General features: G+C 73.3%; 18 protein-coding genes. 9 read left to right on the top strand and 9 right to left on the bottom strand.

Annotated elements, in window-relative coordinates:
* The first annotated feature begins 24 nt into the window (after positions 1-24).
* Positions 25-1,344 carry a glutamyl-tRNA reductase gene (locus ACY3FI_RS00550; protein WP_462548774.1) on the top strand — a complete coding sequence of 440 codons (1,320 nt, stop codon included), beginning with the start codon at positions 25-27 and terminating at the stop codon, positions 1,342-1,344.
* On the top strand, positions 1,341-1,781 hold the full coding sequence (locus ACY3FI_RS00545) for an NUDIX hydrolase (protein WP_462550380.1): 441 nt from the start codon (positions 1,341-1,343) through the stop codon (positions 1,779-1,781). Before ACY3FI_RS00550 ends, ACY3FI_RS00545 begins: the two co-directional genes overlap by 4 nt.
* Before the next feature lie 49 nt (positions 1,782-1,830).
* On the opposite strand, the gene ACY3FI_RS00540 is transcribed toward ACY3FI_RS00545, so the two are convergent.
* The 4 genes from ACY3FI_RS00540 to ACY3FI_RS00525 all read right to left on the bottom strand — a co-directional run bounded on the left by ACY3FI_RS00540 (position 1,831) and on the right by ACY3FI_RS00525 (position 6,632).
* Positions 1,831-2,109 (bottom strand): hypothetical protein, encoded by a 279-nt coding sequence (locus ACY3FI_RS00540; protein WP_462548773.1) that lies wholly within the window; start codon positions 2,107-2,109, stop codon positions 1,831-1,833.
* A 167-nt stretch (positions 2,110-2,276) separates the two neighbouring features.
* The gene (locus ACY3FI_RS00535; RefSeq protein ID WP_462548772.1) at positions 2,277-3,215 is read right to left on the bottom strand and encodes a serine hydrolase; all 939 of its coding nucleotides are present in this window, start codon (positions 3,213-3,215) and stop codon (positions 2,277-2,279) included.
* The gene (locus tag ACY3FI_RS00530) at positions 3,215-5,179 is read right to left on the bottom strand and encodes a M13 family metallopeptidase (RefSeq protein WP_462548771.1); all 1,965 of its coding nucleotides are present in this window, start codon (positions 5,177-5,179) and stop codon (positions 3,215-3,217) included. Before ACY3FI_RS00530 ends, ACY3FI_RS00535 begins: the two co-directional genes overlap by 1 nt.
* 4 nt (positions 5,180-5,183) lie before the next feature.
* Positions 5,184-6,632, bottom strand: coding sequence for a hypothetical protein (locus ACY3FI_RS00525; RefSeq protein ID WP_462548770.1), 1,449 nt, complete (start codon positions 6,630-6,632; stop codon positions 5,184-5,186).
* Between the two features lie 75 nt (positions 6,633-6,707).
* Between ACY3FI_RS00525 and ACY3FI_RS00520 the strand changes: the two genes are divergently transcribed.
* Together ACY3FI_RS00520 and ACY3FI_RS00515 are read left to right on the top strand one after the other, a co-directional pair.
* Positions 6,708-7,268 carry a hypothetical protein gene (locus ACY3FI_RS00520; RefSeq protein WP_462548769.1) on the top strand — a complete coding sequence of 187 codons (561 nt, stop codon included), beginning with the start codon at positions 6,708-6,710 and terminating at the stop codon, positions 7,266-7,268.
* Between the two features lie 52 nt (positions 7,269-7,320).
* Positions 7,321-8,658, top strand: a complete 1,338-nt coding sequence (locus ACY3FI_RS00515) for a uracil-xanthine permease family protein (protein WP_462548768.1) — start codon at positions 7,321-7,323, stop codon at positions 8,656-8,658.
* A gap of 91 nt (positions 8,659-8,749) precedes the next feature.
* On the opposite strand, the gene ACY3FI_RS00510 is transcribed toward ACY3FI_RS00515, so the two are convergent.
* Complete coding sequence (locus ACY3FI_RS00510; RefSeq protein WP_462548767.1) at positions 8,750-9,421, bottom strand: GAP family protein; 672 nt, start codon at positions 9,419-9,421, stop codon at positions 8,750-8,752.
* 30 nt (positions 9,422-9,451) lie between these two features.
* On the opposite strand from ACY3FI_RS00510, the gene ACY3FI_RS00505 reads away from it, so the two are divergent.
* The 4 genes from ACY3FI_RS00505 to ACY3FI_RS00490 all read left to right on the top strand — a co-directional run bounded on the left by ACY3FI_RS00505 (position 9,452) and on the right by ACY3FI_RS00490 (position 14,737).
* A complete protein-coding gene (locus ACY3FI_RS00505; protein ID WP_462548766.1) occupies positions 9,452-10,768 on the top strand; it encodes an MATE family efflux transporter in 1,317 nt (438 codons plus the stop codon).
* A gap of 35 nt (positions 10,769-10,803) precedes the next feature.
* The gene (locus ACY3FI_RS00500) at positions 10,804-12,024 is read left to right on the top strand and encodes a lipopolysaccharide biosynthesis protein (protein WP_462548765.1); all 1,221 of its coding nucleotides are present in this window, start codon (positions 10,804-10,806) and stop codon (positions 12,022-12,024) included.
* Positions 12,025-12,206: 182 nt separating this feature from the next.
* Positions 12,207-13,358 (top strand): glutathione-independent formaldehyde dehydrogenase, encoded by a 1,152-nt coding sequence (locus ACY3FI_RS00495; protein ID WP_462548764.1) that lies wholly within the window; start codon positions 12,207-12,209, stop codon positions 13,356-13,358.
* Positions 13,355-14,737: a DUF2254 domain-containing protein gene (locus tag ACY3FI_RS00490; RefSeq protein WP_462548763.1), complete on the top strand. Its 1,383-nt coding sequence runs from the start codon at positions 13,355-13,357 to the stop codon at positions 14,735-14,737. The genes ACY3FI_RS00495 and ACY3FI_RS00490 overlap by 4 nt, the downstream gene beginning before the upstream one ends.
* Here the strand turns inward: ACY3FI_RS00490 and ACY3FI_RS00485 are convergent.
* From ACY3FI_RS00485 to ACY3FI_RS00475, 3 genes are read right to left on the bottom strand one after another with little or no spacing between them, the layout of a single operon-like run.
* On the bottom strand, positions 14,704-15,411 hold the full coding sequence (locus tag ACY3FI_RS00485) for a helix-turn-helix transcriptional regulator (RefSeq protein ID WP_462548762.1): 708 nt from the start codon (positions 15,409-15,411) through the stop codon (positions 14,704-14,706). The two genes, ACY3FI_RS00490 and ACY3FI_RS00485, sit on opposite strands and share 34 nt — an antisense overlap.
* Positions 15,386-16,561, bottom strand: a complete 1,176-nt coding sequence (locus ACY3FI_RS00480) for a zinc-dependent alcohol dehydrogenase (RefSeq protein ID WP_462548761.1) — start codon at positions 16,559-16,561, stop codon at positions 15,386-15,388. Before ACY3FI_RS00480 ends, ACY3FI_RS00485 begins: the two co-directional genes overlap by 26 nt.
* Positions 16,558-16,998, bottom strand: coding sequence for a hypothetical protein (locus ACY3FI_RS00475; RefSeq protein WP_462548760.1), 441 nt, complete (start codon positions 16,996-16,998; stop codon positions 16,558-16,560). Before ACY3FI_RS00475 ends, ACY3FI_RS00480 begins: the two co-directional genes overlap by 4 nt.
* A 200-nt stretch (positions 16,999-17,198) precedes the next feature.
* Here ACY3FI_RS00475 and ACY3FI_RS00470 point away from each other — a divergent pair, with 200 nt between their 5' ends.
* Positions 17,199-18,176, top strand: a complete 978-nt coding sequence (locus ACY3FI_RS00470; protein WP_462548758.1) for an NADPH:quinone reductase — start codon at positions 17,199-17,201, stop codon at positions 18,174-18,176.
* A 284-nt stretch (positions 18,177-18,460) separates the two neighbouring features.
* Here the strand turns inward: ACY3FI_RS00470 and ACY3FI_RS00465 are convergent, their stop codons facing one another.
* Positions 18,461-19,399: a helix-turn-helix transcriptional regulator gene (locus ACY3FI_RS00465; RefSeq protein WP_462548757.1), complete on the bottom strand. Its 939-nt coding sequence runs from the start codon at positions 19,397-19,399 to the stop codon at positions 18,461-18,463.
* Positions 19,400-19,502 lie beyond the last annotated feature (103 nt).

The raw sequence follows: 19,502 nt of genomic DNA, 5'->3' as shown, positions 1-19,502 counted from the left end.
CGAGCGCGAGTTACGATGGAACACGTGCTCATCTGTCTCACGGCGTCGCACCGCAACGCCAGCTTCGACCTCCTGGAGCGACTGAGCATCGGCGCACCGACCGCCGCGAGCCGTCTCGTCACGGACTCCGACGTGCTGGACGGGGCCGTCGTCCTCGCCACGTGCAACCGCTTCGAGGCCTACCTCGACATCGCCGGCGACGACCGCGACTCCGCCGTCTCGGCCACCGTCGACGCCGTCGCCACCGCGAGCGACCTCGACCCAACCGAGGTCCTCGACTCCGTGAACGTCCTCGGCGGCGGCGACGTCGTGCAGCACCTCTTCGCCGTGTCGAGCGGGCTCGAGTCCGTCGTCGTCGGCGAGACCGAGATCTCCGGCCAGGTCCGTCGCTCGCTCGAGGACGCCCGCGCCAACGGCACCACCACCTCGGACCTCGAGCGCCTCTTCCAGGAGGCCGCACACACCTCCCGCGGCGTGAAGACGCGCACCCGCATCGGTGCCGCCGGTCGGTCCCTCGTGCGCCTCGGCCTCGAGCTCGCGTCCTCGCGCATCACCGACTGGGGCCGGGCCCGTGTCCTCCTCGTGGGCACCGGCAGCTACGCCGCGACGACGATCGCCGCCCTCCGCGACCGCGGCGCCACCACCATCCAGGTCTTCTCCCCCTCCGGCCGCGCCGCGTGGTTCGCCGCGAAGCACGACCTCGTCGCCGCCCGTGACCTGCGCCAGGCGATCGCCACGAGCGACGTCGTCATCACCTGCACGTCGAGCGAGGTGCCGGTCGTGGAGCCCGCCGACCTCGACGACGGCGTCCGTCGCATCGTCATCGACCTCGGACTCCCCCGCAACGTGGACCCCGACGCGGCCGACGTCGACGGCGTCGAGCTGCTCGACCTCGAGACCATCAGCATCCACGCGCCGGTCGCCGAGCTGAATGCCGAGTCCGAGGCCCGTCAGATGGTCGACGATGCCGTGTCGCGCTTCCGCGCCCAGGCGCTCGAGCAGTCGACCACGCCGGCCCTCGTCGCGTTCCGGAAGCACGTCTTCGACATCCTCGACGACGAGATCGACCGCGCGAAGCGTCGTGACGCCGACGCAGAGTCCGTCGAGCAGACCGAGCGCGCGCTCCGGCACCTCGTCGGCGTCCTGCTCCACCGTCCGTCGGTCCGCGCCCGCGAGCTCGGTCGTGCCGGTCGCGGCGAGGAGTTCGTCGGCGCGCTCGACGCCCTGTTCGGCGTACGCCCGGAGCCCGAGGCGGAGCTGCCGTCCCCCGTCGTGCCGCTCGCGGAGCGCACCGCGCCCGAGCGGGCCGTGGCGGACCGCGCCGACGAGGCGGACGCGAGCTGAGCCTCCAGGCCGGGCCTGCCGGGCCCAGGACGCTGCGCGTCAGTGCGCTGCTGCTCGTGCGCGACCGCCGCGTCCTCATGGTGCGTGCCCGCGCACGCGACGTGCTCTACCTCCCAGGCGGGAAGGCGGAGCCGCACGAGACCGACGTCGAGGCAGCGATCCGCGAGGCCCGCGAGGAGACTGGGCTGCTGCTGACCGAGGTCGACCTGGAGCCGTTCGGCACCGTCCTCGAGGCCGCATACGGCCAGGGCGAGGGCACGATGGTCGCGATGGCGCTGTTCCTCGCCCGACCTGGAGGCACGGCAGACTCCGCCACGCCCGTCGCCTCCGCAGAGGTCGACGAGCTGGCGTGGGTCACGTCCGCGGACGCCGACCGGTGCCCACCGGCGGGCGTCGAGACGCTCCGTCGGCTCGTGGCCGCCGGTCTCGTCGACTGAGGCCAGCGCACCCGAGGACGCCGTCAGGCCGGATCGGCGTCCGGTCGGCTCATTCGTCCTTGTCGACGTAGTGCCCGCTCTGGCCGTCCGGAGTGGGCTCCACCTCGCCGGGGATGTCGGACTCGACGTACTCGCCCTCGTCCGCGCCGCCGGCACCGTCGGGGCGCGTCTCGCCCGGGATGTCGCTGGAGACGAACTCTCCCGTGGGCTCGTGGGACTCGACGTGCTCCTCGCCCGGGATCTCGCTGTCCGTGAAGGCACCGGCGCGGGGCTCGACGCCGTCCGCCCGGCCCTCGTCGCCGCGTGCCTGCTCGTGCTTGCCTGCCATGTTCCGACCTCCGTCGCTCGTCTGCCTGGCTGTGGACCCGAGTGTGCCCAGGACGGCTGGACGCTGCCCGTGACACGCCGGAGTGCCGGGTGTAGCGGTGCGGGCACTCGTGCCTGCGGGCTGGCTCGCGGACCGACCGGCCGCGGCGGGCGGCACCGCGTCCGCGCTCAGCGGTAGGAGGGGGTGTGCACGGCCTCGAGCACCTCGGTGCCCATCGTGCGCAGCGCCTCGACGACCGCCAGGCGCCGGTGCAGCGTCGCGTCGTCGAACGTCACCGTCACGGCGTAGCTGACCGACGAGCCCGGGCCACGGAGGATGCCCGCCTCGGCGCGGACCCCCGTGCTCGACCCGGTGACCGCGACCGCCTGCAGCCCGTGGTCGAGGGCGCGGTGCGCGAGCGGGTCGAGGCCGAACGAGCCTGCGACGAGGCTGAGGTCGCTCGCGAGGGACAGCCAGCCGAGCACCCGGTTCGACACCGCCTCGTCGACGACCTCGCCGAGCGCGAGCCCACGCATCAGCCAGCTCAGCTCACCGGTCGGCGCGACCGAGGCGTCCGGGGCGTCGTCCGGGCCACGGCGGTCACGGACGCGATCGATGAGCGCCGTCCGCTCGACCCCGAGCGACTCGGCCCGTTCACGGACCGCATCGATGCCGACGGTGGAGAGGAGCGCGTTCATCGCCCAGGCGTCCGCGTTCGCCCCGACCAGGGTCGCCAGGTCGGACACCTGCATCGTCGGCTCCTGCAGGAACTGCCACAGCCCGGCGCCCGTGGCGGTGTCGCGGGCCATCCGCTGCAGTCGGTCCCCGTGCAGCCCGCCTTCCTCGAGCCGTGCGGCGACCTCGACGAGGAGCAGCACGCGGCCGAGGCTCGCGACGGGCTGGACGAGGGTGTCGTCGACGGCGAGCAGCGCCTTGCCCGTCGAGGTGTCGATGACCGAGGCGCTCACCCCGGCACCCTCGACCGCGAGCCCGCCCAGCGCCTCGACCGTGGCGGAGAAGCGGTCCTCGGAGCCACCGCGGTGCCGGCCACGCGCGCGGGAGCCCCCGGCGGCATGACCGTCGTGTCGTCGCCGCCGGGAACCCGGAGCCGCGTCCGGCTCCGCCATCACCAGATCGCGACGCGCTCGGCGGGGTCGAGGTACATCGCGTCCCGCTCGGTCACGCCGAAGGCGTCGTAGAAGCCGTCGATGTTGCGCACCACCTGGTTGCACCGGAACTCCGTCGGCGAGTGCGGGTCGATGCTGAGCAGACGGGCGGCCTCCTCCGGCCGGATCGCCATGCGCCAGGCCTGCGCCCAGCTCAGGAAGAACCGCTCGGCACCGGAGAGCCCGTCGACCACCGGCGGCTGCTCGCCGTCGAGGGACAGCAGGTACGCCTTCCACGCGATCGACAGCCCGCCGAGGTCGCCGATGTTCTCGCCGATGGTCAGCGCGCCGTTGACGTGCCCGTCCGGCACCTCGGTCGGCACGAGCGCGTCGTACTGCGCGATGAGGGCCTTCGTACGCTCCTCGAACGCCGCGCGGTCCGCCTCGGTCCACCAGTTCTCGAGGCGGCCGTCGCCGTCGTACTGCGAGCCCTGGTCGTCGAAGCCGTGCCCGATCTCGTGCCCTATGACGGCACCGATCGCGCCGTAGTTGGCGGCGGCGTCGCGGGCGGCGTCGAAGAACGGGAACTGCAGGATGGCGGCCGGGAACACGATCTCGTTGAAGCCCGGGTTGTAGTACGCGTTGATCGTCTGCGGGGTCATGAACCACTCGTCGCGGTCGATCGGCTTCCCGATCTTGCCGAGCTCGCGGTCGACGTGGAAGCTCGCGACCGCGCGGACGTTGGCGAGGAGGTCGGTCGGGTCGACGGGTAGCGCGGAGTAGTCGCGCCACTTGACCGGGTACCCGATCTTCGGGGTGAACTTGTCGAGCTTGTCGAGGGCCCGCGCACGGGTCTCGTCCGTCATCCAGTCGAGCGCCGTGATGCTCTGCCGGTACGCCTCGACGAGGTTCGCGACGAGGTCGTCCATGAGTGCCTTCGAGGTCTCGTCGAAGTGCTCCTGCACGTAGATGCGCCCGACGGCCTCGCCCATCGCGCCCTCGACGAGCGAGACACCGCGCTTCCAGCGCTCGCGCTGCTTCGGGGCGCCGGTGAGGGCGGTGCCGTAGAACGAGAAGTTCGTGGCCGAGAACGCGCTCGTCAGGTAGGCCGCCGAGCCGCGGACGACCTGCCAGCGCAGCCAGGCCTTCCACGCCTCGAGTGGCTGGTCGCGCAGGAGCGCGGCGAGCCCGGTCACGTAGGACGGCTCGCGGACGACCACGGTCTCGAAGGCGCCGGCCGGCGCGTCGATCGCGCGCCACCACAGCTCGAGGTCGACGCCCTCGGCGAGCGCCGCGACCTCGGACCACGGCAGCTTGTTGTAGGTCTTCTGGCTGTCGCGGGTGGTGACGTTGTCCCAGTGCACGGCGGCGAGGGCGGTCTCGAGGGCGATCACCGCGGCGGACTGCTCACCGGCGTCGGCGAACCCGGCGAGCGGGAACATCGCGGCGACGAACTCGCGGTACTTCGTGCGGATGTCGGCGAAGCGTTCCTCGCGGTAGTACGACTCGTCGGGCAGACCGAGGCCGGACTGCTCGAGGAACACGACGTAGGACTCCGGGTCGCCCGGGTCGTTGTCGACGAAGAGCTGGAGGAAGCTCGGCAGGCCGAGGCGCTCGAAGCGTCCGACGAGGCGCAGGACGTCCGCCGTCGAGGCGACCGCGTCGACCTCGGCGAGCAGCGGCTCGATCGGGCCGGTGCCGAGCCGCTCCAGGCGTTCCTCGTCCGTGAAGGACGTGAAGAGATCGCCGACCTTCCGCTCCTCGGTGCCCGGTGCTGCCTGCTGGGAGCGCTCGATGATGTCCCGCACGGCGACCTCTGCGGCCTCGGCCAGCACCGTGAACGAACCGTACCGGGCCTTGTCGTCGGGGATCGGCGTGGACGCGATCCACGAGCCGTTGACGTGGCGGTACAGGTCGTCCTGCGGGCGGACCGTGGCGTCGAGCTCGTCGGTGTGGATCCCTGAGGTGCTTGCGACGTCGGTCATGCGCTCAACGATAGCCATCGTCACCGTGTCCGAAAGGGGGTCGGGCGCGATCTGCACGACGACGGCTGCGCAGCCGCGACGCGCCCAGGACGGCCAGACCGGCGAGGAGCAGCGCCGCGGCCGCGCCGAGGGGCCCGACGGGCTCGGCACCGGTGTACGCCAGCCTGCTCGTCGACCGCGCGGTGATCCGGCCGCCAGCCGGTGCAGCGCTGTCGTGGTGCGTGCCGCTGGTCACGTGACCGGACTGCTCGGGGCGCGGTCCTGGTGCCGGGCGTCCCGGCTGCGTCGGCAGGACGAGCCGGAGCGCGCCCTGCTCGACGCCGTCCACGCGCTGCCGGACGACCACGACGTCGGCGGGCAGCACGTCGCGCGGGACGACGAGTCGCCACCCCTTCGCGATGGTCGTGACGATCGGGGTGCCGTCCGCGGCGGCGACGGCCGCTCCGGTCTCCGTCTCGAGGGCGACGACGCCGCCGGACTCCCCCGTGCCGGCGAGCTCGACCGACCCGTCGGGGAGTTCGTGCACCGAGCCGGTGAGTGCGATCGGCACCGTGACCGCGGCGGTGGTCGAACCGAGGAGGTCGTCCCCGTCGTGTCCCGTCACGACGATCCGCTCGAACCGGGCACCGTCGCGGATCGGCAGCTCGGCGTGCCAGCGGGTGTCGGCCCCGGCCGTGACGCGCAGTGGGGCTCCCTCGTCGCCGGACACCGCGCCGTCGCGGTCCGAGAACGTGAGCTGGGCGCCGGCGGGCGCGCGACCGTCGAGGAGGATCCGTCCGGACTCCCGCGAGGCCGTCGCGGCGGTGACCACGGGTGCGCCCGACACCGTGAACACGTCGTCCACGCCGCCGTTGTGGGTGCCGTCGAAGTACTGCCAGACCTCGATGTGGTGCTGCCCGTAGGCGAGCCCCCGGAGCGTGACCGCCCACGAGCCGTCGTCGTCGACGTCCGTGTCGGTGAGGTCGGTGTCGGTGCCGGACTCACGGACCACGAGGTGGGCGCCGGGGTGTGCGGTGCCCTCGAGTGCGATCGTCCGGGCGATCCCGTCGACGGTGGCGAGCATCTCGGGCGGGAGCAGGACGAGGAGTTCGACGGGCAGGTCCACCACGGCGCCGCTCACCGCGGACGTGACCCGGACGACGTGCTCGCCGACGCGGACCCGCACCGCGGCACTCCATCGCCCGTCGGTCCCCGCTTCGGTCCACACCGGCTCGACGACGTCCCCCGCCACCTCGACGCTCGTGCCGACCGGGGCGGTGCCCGTCACGGTGACGATGCCGAGGCCGTGCGAGATCGACCGGACGCCGGCGGTGAAGTCCGTCGACGGATGGCCGTGCTGGACCGCGGATGCGACCGCCGCTGATGCGGGGCCGGTCGTCAGCGCCGGCGAGACGGTCACGAGCGTCGCGGCGACGGCCACGATCGCGCGGGTCGAGCGAGCAGTGCGGTGCATCGGTCCTCCTGGTGATGTTCCACACACCATACACAGGACGCCGGCCGGTCAGGGTTGCTGGGTACGTTCTGACGCATGGCCGACAGATCACGTCCGGACGCGCCGTCCGAGGACGACCAGCCGCACGACCCGTACGCCCGCCGGCCCGGGTACGTGACCGGTGCCGACGGCCGGACGGACCGGTGGACGACCGCGGCGGTGGCGGGCGTGGTCGCGGGCGCGGCGGTGCTCTTCCTGTCGGGGGTGTTCCACCTGGGCGGCCTGATCGCCTCCCCGCTGGCCCTCGTGGTCGGCGGCGCCGTCTGGTTCGCCGTCCGCGCGCGCCGCCGCGCAGGAGACCGTCGAGCGGGACGGTCTCCGGACGAGGTCGCGCAGGCACGGTCCCGTGCCGTGGCGGACGCGAACGGTGGGCGACGCTTCCTCGTCGCCCAGAACCCGGTCGTCGTCATCGTGATCGGCGGGATCTTCCTCGTGGTCGCCGTCCTGCGGCTGGTCGCGGTCGGACCCTCCGCCGCGTCCGTCGCCGTGGCGGCCCTCGTCGGAGCGGCCGGGGTCTTCTTCGTCGTCCAGGGCATCGGCACGCTCGTCGTCCGACGCCGCGAGCACGCCGCCGGTCCGGGCACAGACCGGCAGTAGCGCCGGACGTCGGGGCCCGCAACGGGGGCCGTGCTGCCGGTACGGTGCTCGCATGGGACTTCCGTGGAAGCTGCACGGTGACGGTGCGACCGTCTCCGCGACGACGATCGTGGCGCCGGACGAGCGCCTCACCTGGGGCCGGACGATCGGCCTCGGCGTCCAGCACGTCGTCGCGATGTTCGGCGCGACGTTCCTCGTGCCGCTCCTCACCGGCTTCCCGCCCTCGACGACGCTGCTCTTCAGCGGCATCGGCACGATCCTGTTCCTGCTGATCACGGGCAACCGGCTGCCGAGCTACCTCGGCTCGTCGTTCGCGTTCATCGCCCCGATCGGCGCAGCGACGAAGATCGGCGGCATCCCGCTCGCGCTGTCCGGCATCATCGTCGTCGGCCTGCTGCTCGCGGTCGTCGGGGCCGTGGTGCACCTCGCCGGCGCCGGGTGGATCGACCGGCTCATGCCGCCCGTGGTGTCCGGGGCGATCGTGGCGCTGATCGGCTTCAACCTCGCGCCGGCCGCCCGGGACAACTTCACGAAGGCCCCGGTCGTCGCGCTCATCACCCTCGGCACGATCATCCTCGTGACCGTCCTGTTCCGGGGCCTGGTCGGGCGGCTGTCGATCGTGATCGGCGTCGTCGTCGGCTACGTCGCCGCGTTGATCGCGGGCGAGGTCGACTTCGCCGCCGTCGCGAAGGCACCGCTGGTCGGCCTGCCCACCTTCACCGCGCCGGCGTTCGACCCGTCCCAGCTCGCGATCTACCTGGCGTTCGTGCCGGTCGTGCTCGCGCTCGTCGCCGAGAACGTCGGGCACGTGAAGGGCGTCGGGCAGCTGACCGGGCGTGACCTGACGCCGCTGACCGGTCGCGCGCTCTTCGCCGACGGCGTCTCCACCGTGCTGGCGGGCGTCGGCGGCGGGTCCGCGACCACGACCTACGGCGAGAACATCGGCGTCATGGCGGCGACCCGCGTCTTCTCGACCGCGGCGTACTGGGTCGCGGCGATCGTCGCCGTCCTGCTCGGCCTCTCGCCGAAGATCGGCGCGGTCATCTCCTCGGTGCCCGCGGGTGTGCTCGGCGGCGCGACGACCGCGCTGTACGGCCTGATCGGCGTCATCGGCATCCGCATCTGGGTCGAGAACCGCGTCGACTTCGCGAAGCCGAAGAACCAGCTCACGGCCGGCATCGCGCTCATCATCGGCATCGCGGACTTCACCTTCGGCTTCGGCCAGGCGTCGTTCGGGGGCATCATCCTCGGCACCGTCGCGGCCATCGTCGTCTACCACGTGATGGACCTCGTCGGTCGGGCCCGCGGCACGGAGCCGAAGACCCCCGTCGTCACCGACGAGGCGCACGCCGCGACCGGTGGGGTCCCCGTGGAGCCGCGCGCGGACTGAGACGCGACCACCCGCCGGTCTGGAGGCGCGTGGCGGCCCCCCCCCGCGCCTCCCGTCCGGCCCCTGGTCGGCTCCGACGACCGACCTGCGGTCAGGCGGCCGCGACCAGTCCGACCGCGCCGACCGCGAACTGCACGACCGCGAGGACGGCGAGCACGGCGACGAGCAGCACGGAGCCCCAGCGCGCGATCCACGCGCGCACCGCGGCCAGCACCCGCCGCGCGCGGTCGCCGAGGGCGACCGCCAGCACGATCGGCAGCAGCGCCGTCGACCCGGCCACGAGCACGAAGCCGGCGCCCGCCGCCCAGGTCGCCCCGGCCGCCGGGTCCGCGTCGCCGAACGCGACCCCGGCGGCCAGCACGAGCACGAGCAGCTTCGGGCTGAGGAACAGGACCACGCCGACACCGAAGGCCCGCGCCGGGCCGACCGACTCGACCGCCTCCGACCAGCGTGCGCTCGCGGGACTGCCGTCGGGGAGCCTCCGCACCCGCCACTGCCACACCGCCAGTGCGGCGAGGAGCACCCCGGCCCCGATGGCGATGAACGCCTGCACCGGCGGACCGCCGTCCCCCGGCGCCGGCAGTCGCTCCCCGGCCAGCACGGCGACCACCAGGCCGACCGTGATCGCCGTCATCCACCCCGCGGCGCACGCGGCGGCCGACCACGGCCCGTGGCGCCGACCGAGCAGGAACACCACGGCGGCGACGGTCAGCGGCGCGAGCGCGATGCCGATCGCCCCCGGGACCAGCGTGGTGACGTCCACCGAGCGCACGCTACCCGGGAGGATGGTCCGGTGCGTCGTGACCGGGAGACCAGGGCCGTCGACCGGGACGTCCTCCGGCTGGCGGTGCCCGCGCTCGGCGCGCTCGTCGTCGAGCCGTTGTTCCTGCTCACCGACACCGCCCTCGTCGGCCACCTCGGCGCGACGCCGCTCGCGGCCGTCGGCCTGGCCAGCGCGGTGCTGCAGACCGTCACCGGGCTCCTGGTGTTCCTGGCGTACTCGACCACGCCCGCGGTGGCGCGGGCCCTCGGTGGCGGGGACCGACGGGGCGCCGTGCACGCGGGCATCGACGGGATGTGGCTCGCACTCGCCCTCGGGGTCGTCCTCGCGCTCGTCGGCTGGCCCCTCGCCGGTCCGCTCGTCGACCTGTTCGGTGCCTCGCCCGAGGTGTCCGCGGCAGCCACGTCCTACCTCACGCTCTCGCTGATCGGGCTGCCCGGCATCCTCGTCGTGACGGCGTCCACCGGGCTGCTCCGCGGGCTGCAGGACACCCGGACGCCGCTCGTCGTCGCGACCGTCGGCTTCGTCGCGAACGGGCTGCTCAACGCCGCCCTCATCTACGGTGCCGGGTGGGGCGTCGAGGGGTCGGCGTCCGGCACGGTGGTCGTGCAGTGGGCGATGGCCGCCGTGTACGTCGTGATCGCGGTCCGGGCAGCGCGGGCGTCGGGCGCACCGCTGCGGCCGGGCGTCTCCGGGGTCGCCCGGGCGCTGCGGTCCGGGGCGTGGCTGTTCCTCCGGACCGCGTCGTTGCGCATCGCGATGCTCGCGACCGTCTCCGCCGCCGCAGCGCTCGGCACGACCGGTCTCGCCACCACGCAGGTGGGCCTCACCGTCTTCTCGACGCTGGCGTTCGCGCTCGACGCGCTGGCGATCGCGGGGCAGGCGCTCATCGGTCACGCGCTCGGTGCACGCGACCCCGACCGGGTCCGCCTCGTCACCGGACGGCTCGTGCTGCTCGGGATCGTCGGCGGGGTGGTGCTGGGTCTCCTCGTGGTGCTCGTCAGCGGCGTGCTCGGGCCGGTGTTCTCGGACTCGACCGCGGTGCGCGAAGCCCTGCCGCCCGTGCTGCTGCTCATCGCGCTCGGGATGCCGGTCGCCGGGTACGTGTTCGTGCTCGACGGCGTACTCATCGGCGCCGGGGACGCCCGGTACCTGGCGATCGCGGGCGGGGTGAACCTGGTCGTGTACCTGCCGCTGCTCGGGTGGGCCGGCGGGACGCTCGCCGGGCTCTGGGCGGTGTTCTCCCTCGGGTACATCGGGGTCCGGGCGGTGACGCTCGGCCTGCGGGCGCACCGGCGCGGCTGGGTCGACCAGGCGATGGCGCGGTGAGCGGGCCCGGAGGCGACCAGGTGGAGGGATCGGCCGTGACGGCGACCGGGGACGGCGCCACGGGCCGCGGTGTCGCGTCGTCGGCCCTGCTCGCGACCGTCGGCATCGGCGTGCAGGGCGTCGCGAAGCTGCTCGTCACCGTCGTCGTCGGGCGGGTGTTCGGCACCGAGACCCTCGGTCAGACCACGGCGCTGCTCTCCCTGTCCGTCTTCGCCGCCCTGCTCTGGCCGAACGCCGCGGGCAACACGGCCTCGCGGTTCCTCGCCGTCGCGCTCCGCCACCACCGCTCGGACGCCGCCGTGAACCGGCTGCTCGGCGGCGCGACGGCGATCTCGTGCGTCGTGCTCGCCGCCGTCACCGTGCCGGTCGCGCTTGCCTGGGGCGCGAGCCCGGGGACGGTCGTGAGCGGCGTCGCCGTGGTGGTCGGCTACGGCCTCTACTGCCATGCCCGGGGCGCTCAGCTCGGGTACCACCGGGCACCGCGGGTCGCGCTCTGGGACACCGCGACGAGCGTGCTCGCCCTCGCGCTGCTCGTCGGGGCCTGCGTCGCCCGGCTCGAGCCGTTCGTGCTGCTCCCCTTGGCGGTCGGCTACACGGCCTTCGCGATCGCGTGCTGGCCGCGGGGCAACGGTGTCGACGGGCCGGCCGAGCCGACGACCGGGGTCCTCGGGTTCGCGGCGTGGAACGTGCTCGCCGTCGTCACTTCGAACGGGCTCCTCCAGCTGACGATGATCACGGCACAGGTGACCGTCTCCGCGCACGAGGCCGGTGTCTACGCGGCGGCGTTCACCCTCGCGACCCCGGCCTCGATGCTCGGGCAGGCGCTCGGCCAGGTGCTCGTGCCGGCCTTCGCGCACCGGACCGACGGCGGGACGCTCCGGTCGCGCGGGGCCGCCCTGCTGGTCGTCGGCTTCGCCGCGGGGACCGCCGTCGTGTTCGGACTCGTCGCGCTGCTCGCCGGCTGGTTCCTGCCGATCGTCTACCCCGGCGAGGGCGCCGCCGCGGTGGCGGACCTCCGGTACCTGATGGTGGGCGTCTGGGTGTTCACCGTCGGGCTGGTGCCGGCGGCGCTGCTGCTCGCGGCCGGTCGGTCACGAGCGGTCGCGCTGGCCTCGGTGGCGGGGTTCGTCGTCGGGGCGGTGCTGATGGCGGTGCTCGGGCCGGCGCTCGGCGTCGCCGGGGGGAGCACCGGGTTCCTCGTGGGGAGCGCGGTGAACCTGGTCGCGGTGGTCGTGCTCGGGCTGCGGCGGCGCTGAGCCCGGCGGCGGGCAGCGGCTCCCCCGGCGCCCGCGACGCGTGTCGGATCCGGAGTCACGCGGAGAGATCGGCAGACCTGCCGATGCGCCGGTGTGAGGGTGCGTCCTGGAATGGAACTCCCACGGGTGGCCCGCACGGCGACGTCGACCGGTCGCCCGACTCATCGGAGAGGAGCACGACCATGAAGGCAGTCGTCTACGAGGGACCGCACGAGGTGCACGTCAAGGAGGTCCCGGACGCCCGGGTCGAACGGCCGACGGACGCGCTGGTCCGCATCACCACCACCAACATCTGCGGCTCCGACCTGCACATGTACGAGGGCCGGACGGACTTCGAGCACGGGCGCTGGTTCGGGCACGAGAACATGGGTGAGGTCGTGGAGGTCGGTCCGGGCGTCGACAAGGTACAGGTGGGCGACCGGGTGGTGCTGCCGTTCAACGTCGCCTGCGGCCACTGCAAGAACTGCGAACGCGGACTCACGAACTACTGCCTGACGGCGCAGCCCGACCCGGCGATGGCCGGTGCGGCCTACGGCTTCGCGGACATGGGCCCGTGGGCAGGCGGTCAGGCGGAGCTCCTCCGCGTGCCCTGGGCCGACTTCAACTGTCTGCGGCTCGGCGAGGACGCCGACGAGCGGGCGAACGACTACGTCATGCTCGCGGACATCTTCCCCACGGGGTACCACGCGACGGAACTCGCCGGGGTGCAACCCGGCGACCAGACCGTGATCTACGGCGCAGGCCCGGTCGGCCTGATGGCGGCCCTCTCGGCGACGATCCGGGGCGCGAGCAAGGTCATGGTCGTCGACCGCCACCCCGACCGGCTCCGCCTCGCGGAGTCCATCGGAGCGATCGCGATCGACGACTCGGCGGTCGACCCGGTGCAGGCGGTCCTCGACGAGACGATGGGGCTCGGAGCGGACAACGGCTGCGAGTGCGTCGGGTACCAGGCGCACGACCCCGACGGCACCGAGCAGCCGAACCTGACGATGAACCGGCTCGTGTCGTCGGTCCGCTTCACCGGCCGGATCGGCAGTGTCGGGGTGTTCGTGCCCCAGGACCCCGGCGGCGTCGACGAGCTGGCGAAGCAGGGGCAGATCGCGTTCGACTACGGCATGTTCTGGTTCAGGGGCCAGCACATCGGGAGCGGGCAGGCACCCGTCAAGCGCTACAACCGGCAGCTCCGCGACCTCATCGCGGCCGGCAAGGCGACTCCGTCGTTCGTCGTCAGCCACGAGCTGTCCCTGGACGAGGCGCCGGACGCGTACCGGCACTTCGACGCACGCGACGACGGCTGGACCAAGGTCGTCCTGAAGCCAGGTCGGGCAGCGTGAGCACCGCGGGGTCGGCCCGGCCACGAGGGCGCCGGACGGATCGGGCCGATCCCGCGCCCCCGCCCGACCGGCGGCGGCGGCTCGAGTACCGCTGGCGGACGCACAGCCTGTGGCTCGTGCCGATCCTCTGCATCGCCGCCGGGACCGGACTCGTCGCGCTGACGCTGGCGGTCGACGCTGCGATCGGCTACGACGCCGTCCCCGGGCACCCGCTCGGCACCCCGACCGCCGTGCAGACGATCCTGAGCACGGCGGCGTCGTCGATGCTGACCCTGACGACCGTCGTGCTCACGGTGCTCACACTCGGCGTGCAGCTCGCCATGCAGCAGTTCTCGCCCCGCATCGTGCGGGCACTGCTCGCCGACGGCCGGAGCCAGCTCGCGCACGGCCTCTTCGCGGCCACCTTCCTCGTCTGCATGGTCGGCGTCGCGGCCGTGCGGGACACGGCTCGACCGGGCCACCAGGTGCCCACCGTGACCGTGGCCGTGTCGTACGTGCTCCTGCTCGCCAGCCTGCTCGTCCTCGTCGGCTACGTGCACCACGCCGGGCAGTCGCTGCGCGTCGCCGGACTCGTCGACCTGGTCGGCGACAACCTGCAGCGCGAGATCGACCGGTCCTTCGTGCCCGATGTCCTCGCCGCCACCGAGGCCGGGACGTTGACGGCGGCGGAGTCCGGGGTGGTCGTCATGCTCGACGTCGAGCACCTCGTGGAACGGGCCCGGAGGACGCACGAGTACGTCGAGATGACCGTCGCGGTCGGCGACTTCGTGCCGCGCGACGCACCGATGGCGCGCCGGCGCGGGGCCGGGGTGGCGCAGAGCACCGCGGAGGACGTCCGGCAGCTCCGTCGCGGCATCCTGTTCGACAACGAGCGGAGCCACGTCGGCGACGCCGCCTACGGGATCCGGAAGCTCACGGAGGTCGCGCAGCGGAGCATCGCCTCCGGCCCGCACGACGACCCCGGCACCTCCGTCCAGGCGATCGACCGCCTCCACGACGCCCTCCGACAGCTCAGCACGCGGCGGATGCCGTCGACCGAGCACCACGACGCCGACGGGGTCCTCCGACTCGTCACGCGGGAACTCACGTGGGAGGGGTACGTCGCCGTCGCGTTCGACGAGCTCGTGCCCCTGGGCGGTTCGTCGCGGCTCGTCTCACGACGCCTGCTCGCCGCCCTCGACGACCTGGTCGCCGTGGCACCGGTCGACCGTCGTCCCGCCCTCGTGGCGCAGCGCGAACGGCTGCTCGACGCGGCCGGGCAGCACGGGTCGCACCTCCGCCCGGACGTGCAGGGGCTCGGCTCCGGGGACGACGTGAGCGTCCCGCCGCTCCGACCGTACGACGCTCAGGAGGAGGGTCCTGCGACGACCGGGACGTAGAGCCCCGCACGCTGCGCGCGCACCGCGGCGTGGGTGCGGGACGGTGAGGAGAGCTTCGCGAGGATGTGCTCGACGTGGGTCGCCACGGTCCGTGGCGTCACGACGAGGGCGCGCGCGATGCCGTCGTTCGACGCTCCGTCGAGCATGTGGCCGAGCACCTCGAGCTCGCGCCGAGTCAGCCCGAGGAGGTCCGGGGACGGGGACAGGACGAGGACCCCGCAGACCCCGGGCACGCTCGTGCCGCGCAGGGCGAAGTGGGTGACGCGGACCAGCCCGTGCAGCGAGTGCCCGTCGTCGACGGGCCAGAGGAACGACGACGACGCAGCGCAGTCGTCGGACCGGCCGCGCACCGCGTCGACCAGACCGGAGGACGATCCGAACACGGCGTGCTCGGGGAGGCCCGGGAGCGCCGAGACGCTCCCGTCCTCCCCGAGCAGGACCCCCGCGACGGCGTCGTCGACCAGACGGCGGATGGCGGTGACGGGGCTCATCGGGTCGAGGAACGCTTGCACGGACACCCAGGCGGCGTCGAACGGGACCAGGCGCCGCAACAGCCGGAGCATCTCCAGGGCAGGACCGTCCGCCGATCCGGCTGCCGTGGCGAGTCGTGCGAGTTCCGGCCGGACGTCGACCGTCAGGCCGGGCCGATCAGGCACCTGGTCGGAACACGGCACGCACGCATCCGTCCTCCTTCTCCTTGAACATCTCGTAGCCGCGCGGCCCCTCCGAGAGCGGCAGGACGTGCGTTGCGAGGTGCTCGGTGCTGATCTCCCCCGCGGCGATGCGGTCGAGGATCATCGGGATGTAGCGGTGCCCGTGCTGCTGTGCTCCGCGCACGGTCATCCCCTTGTTCATGATCGCGCCGAACGGGAACTTGTCGACGAGCCCGCCGAACACCCCGAGCGCGAAGAGACTGCCGCCCTTGCGACAGGCGTAGATCGCCTCCCGGAGCGCGGTCGGACGGTCGGACTGGAGACGGAGCTGCTGCTTCACCTGGTCGTAGAGGTACATCGGCCCGGTGCTGTGCGCCTCCATGCCCACGGCCTCGATGCAGACGTCGGGCCCGCGACCCCCGGTGCGCTCCTTCAGTTCGGCCTGCACGTCGTCTCGTGTGTAGTCGATCGTCTCGGCGCCGATGTGGGTCCGCACCTGCTCGAGTCGCTCCGGGAGCCGATCGACGACGACCACCTGCTCGGCGCCGAGCAGCATCGCCGCGCGGGCGGCCATCTGCCCGACACCACCGGCACCCCAGACCGCGACGGTGTCGCCCGGCGCGATGCCGGCCAGGTCGGCCCCGGTCCAGCCCGTCGGTGCCGCGTCCGACGCGAACAGCGCCGCGGTGTCCGAGACGCCGTCCGGGACGGTGAACGCCCCCTGGTCGGCGTAGGGCACACGGACGTACTCCGCGTGGCTCCCGGCGAAGCCCCCGAGGGCGTGGCTGTAGGCGAAGCACCCGCCGATGGGCGACCCCCACATGGTCTCGGTCAGCCCCGGGTTCGGGTTCCCGTTGTCACAGAGCGAGAACTGCCCGTGCTCGCAGTACCAGCACTGCCCACAGGCGATGAAGGAACACACCACGACGCGGTCACCGACGCGGTGCTTCCGCACCGCCGACCCGACCTCCACGACGGTTCCCATGAACTCGTGACCGAGGACGTCGCCTGCCCGCATCGACGGGATGTACCCGCCGAGCAGGTGCAGGTCGGACCCGCACGTCGTGCTCAGTCCCACCTGGAGGATGACGTCGTGGTCGTTGAGGATCGTCGGGTCGTCCACGGTCTCGACCGCGGTCTCGTTCACCCCGGTCCAGCAGAGTGCCTTCACAGTGTCCCTCCTTCGTTGCTGCGTGCCGAGAGCACGTCGACGAGCAGGCCGGTCGGCGTCGCCGTCCGTCGGCCGTGCGGTGTCGGGTCGACGCGGAGGACCTCGCCGACCTCGACGAGCTGCTTCGCCTCGCGGAGCGCGGCGCGGATGCGTCCGGTGGCGTCGGGCGTGCCGGCCCGCTGACGGGCGCGCAGTTCGCTGCCCTTGTCGCCCGGCGCGGGGCGGACCTCGACGTCGATCGTGTCGCCGAGGGCGGCCAGCGGTGCCGGCAGGGCGTCGCCGGGGAGGACGTCGGTGGCAGGGCGGTTCACGGTGACCGCGAGCCACCCCGACCGAGCGCGGCCGGAGGTCCCGGACCGCGGTCCGCGGCGGTGGCGGACGAGTGCCGTGGTGGCCACGCCGACGAGGGCGAGGGCGCCGACGGTGCGGGCCCTCATCGGGAGCTCCCGGACGCTGCGGGTGCGGTCCGGGACGACCCGGACACGATGGACGACGGTGTGTGCATGACGACCTCCCTGTGTCGCTGTTCCGACCGACGCTGCGCGGATGCCGCTCCGGGCCGGACACAGGATGTCCGGGGTGCGTGGGCGGACCGCCCGTCACCGCCGTACGGTCGGGGTGACGAAGGGTGGATGCGATGCGTGCTGCGTGGTACGACCGGCAGGGGACGGCGGCGGAGGTGCTGCAGGTCGGTGAACGCCCCGACCCGACGCCCGGACCGGGTGAGGTCCGGGTCCGGGTGTCGTTCTCGGGGGTGAACCCGGGCGACACCAAGAAGCGCGAGGGGTGGCTCGGTTCCGCGATGCCCTACGACGAGGTCATCCCGCACAGCGACGGTGCCGGCGTCGTCGACCGGGTCGGCGACGGGGTGGAGCAGGCGCTCGTCGGTACCCGGGTGGCCGTGCACGGCGCGCAGTCCTACCGCCCCTCGGGCACGGCGGCCGAGTACGTCGTCGTCCCGAGGGACCTCGTGACCCCGCTCCCCGACGGTGTCCCGGAGGACGTCGCGGCACTGCTCGGCATCCCCGGCATCACGGCGCACCGCGCGGTGTTCGGCGACGGGCCGGTCAGCGGCAGGGTCGTCCTCGTGCACGGCGTGCGCGGCGGGGTGAGCAGCATCGCGGCGCAGCTGGCGGCGTGGGGTGGCGCGACGGTGATCGGCACGGTGCGCCGCACGTCGGACCTCGCTGCCGGTGGCGTGCCGGACCTCGACCACGTGCTCGCGCTCGACGACGACCCGGAGGGCGCCGTGCGCAGGATCGCACCGGACGGTGTCGACCGGATCGTCGAGGTGGCGTTGGACGCGAACGCCGACCTCGACGCCGCCGTGATCGCGAACGACGGCGTGATCGCGACCTACTTCGCGCACGGCGACCGGGTCAGCCTGCCGTTCCCACCGCTGCTGTTCGCGAACGTGACGGTCCGGTTCCTCGGCAGCGACGACTTCCCGGCCGAGGCGAAGCGAGCCGCGATGGACGACCTCGTGACGGCGGTGGCCGACGGCGCGCTCCTGCTGCGGGTGGGTGAAGCCCTGCCGCTCGAGCGGGTCGCGCAGGCGCACGACGACGTTGATGCCGGGCGGAGCGGCCGGGTGGTGCTGCGGATCGGTGGCTGACGCGGTGCGCCGAGCGCCGCTCGGCCCTCCGCCGCACTGAGCGCCCCTACGCCTCGCTGCCCTGCTCGTCTCCCACGTACAGCGACCGGATGAAGTCGTCGCAGAACGCCTGCAGCTCGTTCGTCGCGTCCTCGTCGGTCCGCGTGGTGGGCTCGATCATGACCAAGACTGTAGGGAGCGGAGTCCCGCGGACCGACCCACCGGTGCGCTCGGCGTCCGACCGTTCGTGATCTGTCCGACCCCCGTGCGGTGCCCGGACAGACCACGCTGCCCAGCCGTGCCGCTCAGTGGCGCAGCGTGGTCGCGGGGTTCTCGCCGTAGACCGCTCGGTAGGCCGCGGTGAACCGTCCGCCGTTGGTGAACCCCCACGAGGCCGCGATCGCCCCCACGCTCGCGCCACGGTCGGGGTCCGCGGCGAGGAGGTCCGCGTGGGCACCGGCGAGCCGGCCCTGCCGCACGTACTCCATCGGGCTCTGCGCGCGCTGCCGCTGGAACGCCAGGTGCAGCGCACGTGTCCCGACCCGCGCCGCGTGCGCGACGTCCTGGACGGTCAACGGGTCGCGGAGATGGTCGTCGATGTGTGCCCGTGCCCTGCGGACCGCCGCGGTCTCCCACGCCACGGGCTCGGCCGTGTCCACGACGTCGAAGGTCGAGATCAGCGAGGTCAGGAGCGCGCGGGTCGCTTCGGCGCGGAGCAGGTCGTCCCGGTAGAGCTCAGGACGGCCGAGGATCTGTCGTCGGTAGAACGCCGAACTCGCGGTCCAGGCGCGGAGCGCGGTGGGACGGGGAGCCGGTGGGGCGTCCGCGCGGAGTCCGGCTGCCCAGGCGTCGAAGGCCGTCTCGGCGACCTCGAGGACGGCCGCGGCCGGCACGATCGTCGTCGTGATGTGCGCGCGTCGCACGTCGAGGTGGACCTCCTGCCCGGGTGGGAGGACGAACGCGGCACCCGTCCCGTGCGTCTGCTCCACTCCCCACGGGTCGATCAGGTACCGGCCGTCGTGCACCTGCACGACCATGAACGTCTCGGTGGGGGCCACGCTGCACGCGAGCTCGGCGCCGACGAGGATCTCCGACTGCGCGACCACGTCCCCGATGACGCCGTCGTGGTGGTAGGTCATCTCCCTGGCACGAAGGCGGACGTCGTACCCGAGGTCCCGGGCGATGACCGCGGCTGCTTCGTCCGTGTCCGTGACGTGCGCCGACATCTGGACGGGCACGCTCATCGCGCGCTCCTCGGCATCAGCAGGTGCTGTTCGTGCATCGCGTCCCCTCCGAGCAGGCCGGTCAGACCCGCTCGCACGACGGCAGGCTAGACGACGAGGCAGA

The sequence above is a fragment of the Curtobacterium sp. RM9 genome (assembly GCF_054956955.1).
The sequence above is the reverse complement of the archived record's forward strand: the minus strand, read 5'-3'. Positions and strand labels throughout refer to the sequence as shown.